The sequence below is a fragment of the Candidatus Thiopontia autotrophica genome (genome assembly GCA_014384675.1).
Classification (GTDB): Bacteria; Pseudomonadota; Gammaproteobacteria.
The window spans coordinates 20,273-28,390 of record JACNFK010000036.1 but is presented as its reverse complement, the minus strand read 5'-3'; the positions used below and the strand labels follow the sequence as shown (position 1 = coordinate 28,390).

Genomic DNA, 8,118 nt, shown 5'->3' with positions numbered 1-8,118 from the left:
CCCGGTTTTTCACGGGTAGGGCATGGACGTTTTACAGCACTCGGAGTAGAATTCGCCAAATCTCCCCATTATGGGCGGATACTGGACCGACTGGAGTTTGAACACGGGACTTGCGTAACAGTAACTCCCGTTTTCTATGCGCGAATCAACTATGGCAACACCTGCAATACTGGCACTGGAAGATGGTAGCCTCTTTTACGGGGAGTCAATTGGTATTTCTGGCAGCACTGCTGTTAAAGCGGTAGGTGAAGTGGTATTCAATACCGCAATGACCGGCTACCAGGAGATCCTGACAGACCCCTCCTATATGCGTCAGATAGTGACGCTCACCTATCCACACATTGGTAATGTTGGAACAAATCCGGAAGATGAAGAGTCACCTGCAGTGATGACTGCAGGGCTGGTTATTCGTGATCGTTCGCAAATTCAGAGTAACTGGCGTAGCAAAGAGACCCTTACAGAGTATCTGGTGCGCAACAATACAGTCGCAATTGCAGGTATAGATACTCGTCGTCTAACCAGAATTCTCAGAGAGAAGGGTGCACAGAGCGGCTGCATAGTTGCAGGTGACCAGATTGATGAGAATGCCGCCATTGCGGCAGCAAAGGCCTTTCCCGGACTGCAGGGTATGGATCTGGCCAGAGAGGTAACTACCGACAGACAGTACGATTGGGCCCAGGGGAGTTGGGAGCTCGAAGAGGGGTTGCCGGCACCGGTAGAGAACCCATCCTCACTGCCATGGCATGTTGTGGTCTATGACTATGGGGTCAAGCGCAATATCCTCCGCATGCTGGTGGATCGTGGCTGCCGTCTGCAGGTGGTGCCGGCCACAACTCCGGTCGAGGAGGTGCTCTCACTCAACCCTGACGGGGTATTCCTCTCTAATGGGCCTGGTGATCCAGAGCCATGCGACTACGCACAGAACAGTATCAAACGACTGCTTGACGAAAAGATGCCGCTGTTTGGCATCTGTCTTGGTCATCAGTTACTCTCCCTGGCCAGTGGTGCCAAAACAGAGAAGATGAAATTTGGCCACCACGGTGCCAACCATCCTGTTCAATCACTGCAGGGTGGAGAGGTGATGATCACCAGTCAGAACCACGGTTTTGCAGTTGATGAAAATAGCCTACCAGAAAACCTGATAGCAACTCATAGATCTCTCTTTGACAAGTCCCTGCAGGGGGTAGAGCGAACCGACTGTCCCGCATTCAGCTTTCAGGGGCATCCCGAGGCGAGCCCCGGCCCCCATGATGTAGCCCCACTATTTGACCACTTTATTGAGTTGATGCAGCAGGCGCGTGACGCAGCTGAGCAGGGAGTCGAGTAATGCCAAAGCGTACCGACATTAAAAGCATTCTGATTATTGGCGCAGGCCCGATTGTTATTGGGCAGGCGTGTGAGTTTGACTACTCTGGTGCCCAGGCCTGCAAGGCACTGCGTGAGGAGGGGTTCCGGGTAATTCTGGTTAACTCAAATCCCGCAACCATCATGACCGATCCGGAGATGGCGGACTCGATCTACATTGAGCCAATTCACTGGGAGACGGTTGAACGAATTATCGAGAAAGAGCGCCCCGATGCACTGCTTCCAACCATGGGTGGGCAGACAGCACTGAACTGTGCGCTTGATCTGGAGCGTGAAGGTGTGTTGGAGAAGTACGATGTAGAGATGGTTGGTGCAACCAGCAACGCCATCGACAAGGCCGAGGATCGCGAGCGTTTTCGTGATGCTATGCACAAGATAGGGCTGGATACCCCAAATTCCGATATTGCCCACAGCATGGAGGAGGCACAGCAGGTGCAGGCCTCGCTCGGTTTTCCGGTAATTATTCGCCCCTCGTTCACCATGGGCGGAAGTGGTGGTGGCATTGCCTACAATCGTGAGGAGTTTGCCGAGATCTGTGAGCGTGGTCTTGACCTCTCCCCAACCAATGAGTTGCTGATCGAAGAGTCGGTGCTGGGTTGGAAAGAGTATGAGATGGAGGTGGTGCGTGACCACAAGGATAACTGCATCATCATCTGCTCAATCGAGAATTTTGATCCCATGGGGGTTCATACCGGTGACTCCATAACCGTTGCCCCGGCACAGACCCTTACTGACAAGGAGTACCAGATCATGCGTAACGCCTCACTGGCGGTACTGCGTGAGATTGGTGTTGATACTGGTGGCTCCAATGTGCAGTTTGCGATCAATCCGGAAAACGGGCGGATGATCATCATCGAGATGAACCCAAGGGTCTCCCGTTCATCAGCACTGGCATCCAAGGCGACCGGATTCCCGATTGCCAAAATCGCCGCCAAGCTGGCAATTGGCTACACCCTCGATGAGCTCCAGAATGAGATTACCGGTGGTGCCACCCCGGCATCATTTGAGCCGTCGATTGACTATGTGGTCACCAAGATTCCCCGCTTCACCTTTGAGAAATTCCCCCAGGCAGAGGCAACCCTTACTACCCAGATGAAATCGGTGGGTGAGGTGATGGCAATTGGCCGCACCTTCCAGGAGTCGCTGCAGAAGGCACTTCGGGGGCTGGAGACAGGCGCTGACGGGCTGGATGAGAAGATTGCACTGGATGCAGACAATCTGAAAGAGACTCTGCGTAAACAGTTGCGGGTACCAGGGCCCGAGCGGATCTGGTATGTGGCGGATGCCTTCCGTGCCGGCTGGTCGATGGAAGAGATCTTTGAGGCAACCTGGATTGACCCCTGGTTCCTGGTGCAGATTGAGGATCTGCTTAAGGATGAGAGAGAGGTTGCAGCAGGTGTGCTAAATGACCTTGATGCGCTGCAGATGAAACTGCTGAAGCGCAAAGGGTTCTCGGACCGACGTCTGGCAACTCTACTGAAGAGTGATGAATATACAGTACGTAGCCATCGTCACCAGCTGGGTATACGCCCGGTATTCAAGCGGGTCGACACCTGTGCCGCAGAGTTCCCCACAAATACCGCCTATATGTACTCCACCTATGAGGAGGAGTGTGAATCCAACCCCTCGGACAATAACAAGATCATGGTGCTTGGTGGCGGCCCCAACCGGATTGGCCAGGGGATTGAATTCGACTACTGTTGTGTCCACGCGGCGCTGGCAATGCGCGAGGATGGATACGAGACCATTATGGTCAACTGTAATCCAGAGACCGTCTCCACTGACTATGACACCTCTGACCGACTCTACTTTGAGCCCCTTACTCTGGAGGATGTGCTGGAGGTTGTTGAGGTTGAAAAACCGGCAGGAGTCATCGTTCAGTATGGTGGTCAGACCCCGCTGAAATTGGCGCTGGATCTGGAGAGGGCAGGGGTTCCGATTATTGGAACCAGCCCTGATGCGATTGATCTGGCAGAGGATAGAGAGCGGTTCCAGCAGGCGCTTAATAAACTGGGTCTGCTACAGCCACCCAACCGTACTGCCCGTGCAGAAGATGAGGCGCTGGTATTGGCAGAGGAGATTGGTTATCCACTGGTTGTACGCCCATCCTATGTGCTGGGTGGACGGGCCATGGAGATTGTTCACGATGCCGAGGGGCTGCAGACCTATTTCCGCGAGGCCGTACAGGTCTCCAATGAGAGCCCAGTGCTGCTGGACCGTTTCCTCAATGACGCAATCGAGGTGGACGTGGATGCAATCTGTGACGGCACCGATGTGGTGATCGGCGGCATCATGCAGCATATTGAGCAGGCCGGAGTTCACTCTGGTGATTCTGCATGCTCACTGCCGCCATATGATCTCTCCGATGAGGTTCAGGATCGTCTACGCGAACAGACTCGTGCAATGGCGCTTGAATTGAAAGTGTTGGGTCTGATGAATGTGCAGTTTGCGATTCAGAGAACCGCTGAGGGAGATAATATCTACGTCCTGGAGGTCAATCCACGTGCATCCCGTACTGTTCCCTTCGTCTCCAAGGCGATTGGACGACCACTGGCCAAGGTAGCAGCCCGCTGTATGGCTGGCCAGAGCCTCAGTGAGCAGGGGGTAACAACAGAGATTGTTCCCGACTACTTCTCGGTCAAGGAGGCGGTATTCCCGTTTGTTAAGTTTCCGGGAGTGGATCCGCTACTGGGGCCGGAGATGAAATCAACCGGAGAGGTGATGGGGGTTGGCCACAGCTTTGGCGAGGCCTTCGCAAAATCACAACTTGCTGCTGGTGGACCTCTTCCCAAATCTGGACGAGCATTCATCAGTGTTCGTGATGGTGACAAAGAGGCGATCATCAAGGTTGCCAGAGAGTTGTCAGATGCCGGATTTGAGCTGGTTGCAACAAGTGGGACCGCAAAATCGCTGAATAGTGCCTCTATCTCCTGCGAACGCATTAATAAGGTAACAGAGGGGCGCCCTCATATTGTGGACCGGATCAAGAATGGCGAGATTGATCTCATCATCAATACTACGGAAGGGAAACATGCAATTTCCGACTCATACTCTATCCGTCGCGAGACACTAAATCAGAAGATTACCTACTTTACAACGGTGGCTGGGGCGCAGGCGGTGGCTTATGCACTCTCCAAGCTGGATGATCGTGAGGTTAATAGGTTACAGGATCTACATGGAGAAGCCTCATGAACACGATTCCATTAACAGTAAAAGGTGCAGAAAAACTTCGTAAGGAGCTACATCACCTTAAATCAGTAGAGCGCCCAGAGGTGGTGGATGCCATTGCCGAGGCACGTGCACACGGGGATCTCAAGGAGAATGCAGAATACCATGCGGCCCGTGAGCAGCAGGGATTTATCGAGGGCAGAATTCAGGATCTTGAAGCAAAGCTTAGTAATGCTCAGGAGATTGATGTCTCTACCTTGCCACAGAATGGACGTGTTGTATTTGGTGTGACTGTAGTATTGGAAGATGAAGATAGTGGAGAAGAGATTACCTACCAGATTGTTGGAGATGACGAGTCTGATATCAAAGAGGGGCGTATATCCATTAATTCACCGATTGCCCGGGCATTAATCGGCAAGGAAGAGGGAGAGCCTGCAGTGGTGCAGACGCCCGGAGGCACCAGAAATCTGGAGATTGTAGAGATTCTATATATTCCCTGAGCTTTTAGGGAGAGCCATATGTGAGCTACTTGTATGAGCTACGTGGAGTATGAGCTACTTGGGGATTTGCAGTGATGGTGTTTTTGCTTTGCGGTAGAGCAGAGCAACATGTCCAACAGTCTGCACAAGGGCGGCCCCACTTTTAGTGACAAGTTCATCAATCAGGTTTTTGCGCTCCTCACGATCTCCGGCATTGACCCGAATCTTGATCAGCTCGTGATGCTCAAGGGACTGATCCAGTTCTGATAGAACCCCCTCGGAGAGACCATTTCCACCAACTGTAACTAATGGGTGAAGCTCATGACCCAATCCGCGAAGGTGACGTTTCTGTTTTCCTGTAAGATCCATAACTATATTTGAGAGCCCTTAGAGCCTGTCCCTTGTAAATAAGATGCGTATGGTAATGTCGAGAATTCACTGTGGCAAGAAGTAAAAGTAGTAGCCGCTGGCTACAGGAGCATTTTGATGACGAGTTTGTGAAAAAGGCTCAGTCAGAGGGATACCGCTCGCGTGCAGTCTATAAACTGCTGGAGATTGACAAGAAAGACCATCTGTTGCGTCCTGGACAGCGAATTGTGGATTTGGGAGCGGCTCCAGGAGGCTGGACTCAGGTTGCGGTAAAAAAAGCAGGAAAAGGTGGGGCAGTGGTTGCCATGGATCTGTTAGATATAGAGCCAGTACCGGGAGCAACATTTTTACAGGGTGATTTCAGGGATGATGATGTTCTGGAACAGCTGCTGGAGATTGTAGGGGAAGAGAAGGTTGATCTGGTTCTCTCCGATATGGCGCCGAATATGAGTGGAATGAGTGCAGTAGATATTCCTCGAGCAATGATGCTTGTTGAGATGGCACATGATTTCGCAAAACAAAATCTGAAAAAGGGCGGAGATCTTCTGATGAAGGTATTCCAGGGAGATGGTTTCGATGAGCTGCTGCGTGCTCTAAGGAGAGATTTCTCTGTGGTAATTACCAGAAAACCAAAAGCATCAAGAAATCGTAGTCGTGAGGTCTATCTGTTGGCCAGAAAATTCAGGGGCTGAAGTGCAGAGTACCACTTGAATTCGGGTATACTTGCCCCCATACAGTAGAGATACCAATAAAATCCAGGAACACTACCTTGAATGACATGATGAAAAATATCCTCCTTTGGGTCGTTATTGCAACGGTCCTTATGTCTGTTTTTAACAGTTTTGGACCAACCAACTCCAACTCGCAAAATGTGGCGTACTCCCAGTTTATTACTGATGTTCGTCAGGGGCGGGTGAGCAGTGTTGATATTGAAGGTCCTGTGTTGAAGGGGGTCAACAGTTCCGGGCAATCATTCATCTCGTACAATCCTGGTGATAGTGGGTTGATGGGTGATCTTATTGATAATGGCGTAGTCATCAATGCACAACCTCCTGAACAGCAGGGTATGTTGATGCAGATATTTATCTCCTGGTTCCCCATGCTGCTGTTGATCGGGGTCTGGATTTTCTTTATGCGTCAGATGCAGGGTGGTATGGGCGGCAAGGGTGGCCCAATGTCATTTGGTAAAAGCAAGGCGCGCCTCCTTAATGAGGATCAGGTACAGGTTACATTTGCCGATGTTGCTGGTGTAGAGGAGGCCAAAGAGGAGGTCTCTGAGCTGGTAGATTTTCTGCAGGATCCGGGCAAATTCCAGAAACTTGGGGGCAAGATTCCACGCGGTGTACTACTGACAGGCTCCCCTGGTACCGGTAAGACACTGCTTGCAAAGGCAATTGCAGGCGAGGCAAAGGTTCCATTTTTTACTATCTCAGGTTCTGATTTTGTAGAGATGTTTGTCGGTGTTGGAGCCTCTCGTGTTCGTGACATGTTTGAGCAGGCGAAGAAGAATGCACCATGCATCATTTTTATTGATGAGATCGATGCGGTTGGGCGTCATCGTGGAGCTGGTTTAGGTGGCGGACATGATGAGCGTGAACAGACCCTTAATCAGTTACTGGTAGAGATGGATGGCTTTGAGGCCAATGATGGCGTGATCGTTATTGCAGCCACCAACCGCCCCGATGTGCTTGATCCCGCACTTTTGCGTCCTGGTCGTTTCGATCGCCAGGTTGTGGTGCCGCTACCTGATGTGCGTGGCCGCGAGCAGATTATCAAGGTTCACATGAACAAGGTTCCAGTTGCCAAGAATGTCAAACCGAAGGTGCTGGCGCGTGGTACCCCAGGATTTTCTGGCGCAGACCTGGCCAACCTGGTTAATGAGGCTGCACTATTTGCTGCCAAGGCGGGGAAACGCCTTGTCAATATGGTTGAGTTTGAGAAAGCCAAGGACAAGATCATGATGGGGGCAGAACGCCGCTCCATGGTGATGAGTGATGATGAGAAAGCTCTTACAGCATTTCATGAGGCTGGGCACGCGATTGTCGGACTCTCGGTTCCTGATCACGACCCTGTCTACAAGGTGACAATTATTCCCCGTGGACGGGCTCTGGGTGTAACCATGTTCCTTCCGGAGGGTGATCGCTACAGCCACAGCAAACAGCGTCTTGAGAGTCAGATATCCAGCCTTTTTGGTGGGCGTATTGCCGAGGAGATAGTGTTTGGCAAGGATGCGGTTACCACTGGTGCCTCCAATGATATTGAGCGTGCAACCGATATTGCACGCAACATGGTTACGAAATGGGGTCTGTCCGATAAGCTGGGGCCGTTGACCTATGCTGAAGAGGAGGGAGAGGTGTTTCTTGGACGTTCTGTCACCAAACATAAAGAGGTCTCTGATGAGACTGCCCATCTGATTGATGAGGAGATACGTTCACTGATTGACCGTAATTACAAACGTTCCGAGGATATCCTGAAAAACAGTCGGGATAAGCTCGACATGATGGCCGATGCCCTGATTCGTTTTGAGACCATTGATGAAAATCAGATCAAGGATATTATGGAGGGGAGAGCACCGCAGCCACCAGAGGATTGGAGTGATTCAGATAACGAGGGTGGATCAGAGGAGTCGATCAAGGCGGAAATATCGTCAACAGACAAAGACAAGGGGTCGGACTCTTCCATAGGTGGTCCTGCCAACCAGCACTGAAGAGCTGGATTTGAATTTTCACACTCCCCA

The 8,118-nt window shown here is 51.4% G+C and carries 6 protein-coding genes; 5 read left to right on the top strand and 1 reads right to left on the bottom strand.

Going from position 1 to position 8,118, the window contains the following annotated elements:
* Nucleotides 1-151 precede the first annotated feature (151 nt).
* Genes carA through greA form a run of 3 tightly spaced genes read left to right on the top strand, consistent with a single transcriptional unit; the run spans nucleotide 152 to nucleotide 5,033 of the window.
* Nucleotides 152-1,327, top strand: a complete 1,176-nt coding sequence (carA, locus tag H8D24_07710) for a glutamine-hydrolyzing carbamoyl-phosphate synthase small subunit (protein ID MBC8520273.1) — start codon at nucleotides 152-154, stop codon at nucleotides 1,325-1,327.
* Complete coding sequence (carB, locus tag H8D24_07705) at nucleotides 1,327-4,557, top strand: carbamoyl-phosphate synthase large subunit (GenBank protein ID MBC8520272.1); 3,231 nt, start codon at nucleotides 1,327-1,329, stop codon at nucleotides 4,555-4,557. The genes carA and carB overlap by 1 nt, the downstream gene beginning before the upstream one ends.
* Nucleotides 4,554-5,033 (top strand): transcription elongation factor GreA, encoded by a 480-nt coding sequence (greA, locus tag H8D24_07700; protein MBC8520271.1) that lies wholly within the window; start codon nucleotides 4,554-4,556, stop codon nucleotides 5,031-5,033. The genes carB and greA overlap by 4 nt, the downstream gene beginning before the upstream one ends.
* A 54-nt stretch (nucleotides 5,034-5,087) precedes the next feature.
* Here the strand turns inward: greA and yhbY are convergent, their stop codons facing one another.
* Complete coding sequence (gene yhbY / locus H8D24_07695; GenBank protein ID MBC8520270.1) at nucleotides 5,088-5,381, bottom strand: ribosome assembly RNA-binding protein YhbY; 294 nt, start codon at nucleotides 5,379-5,381, stop codon at nucleotides 5,088-5,090.
* A gap of 71 nt (nucleotides 5,382-5,452) precedes the next feature.
* Here yhbY and rlmE point away from each other — a divergent pair, with 71 nt between their 5' ends.
* On the top strand, nucleotides 5,453-6,073 hold the full coding sequence (rlmE, locus tag H8D24_07690) for a 23S rRNA (uridine(2552)-2'-O)-methyltransferase RlmE (GenBank protein MBC8520269.1): 621 nt from the start codon (nucleotides 5,453-5,455) through the stop codon (nucleotides 6,071-6,073).
* 86 nt (nucleotides 6,074-6,159) lie between these two features.
* Nucleotides 6,160-8,088, top strand: a complete 1,929-nt coding sequence (ftsH, locus tag H8D24_07685) for an ATP-dependent zinc metalloprotease FtsH (protein ID MBC8520268.1) — start codon at nucleotides 6,160-6,162, stop codon at nucleotides 8,086-8,088.
* Nucleotides 8,089-8,118: the final 30 nt, after the last annotated feature.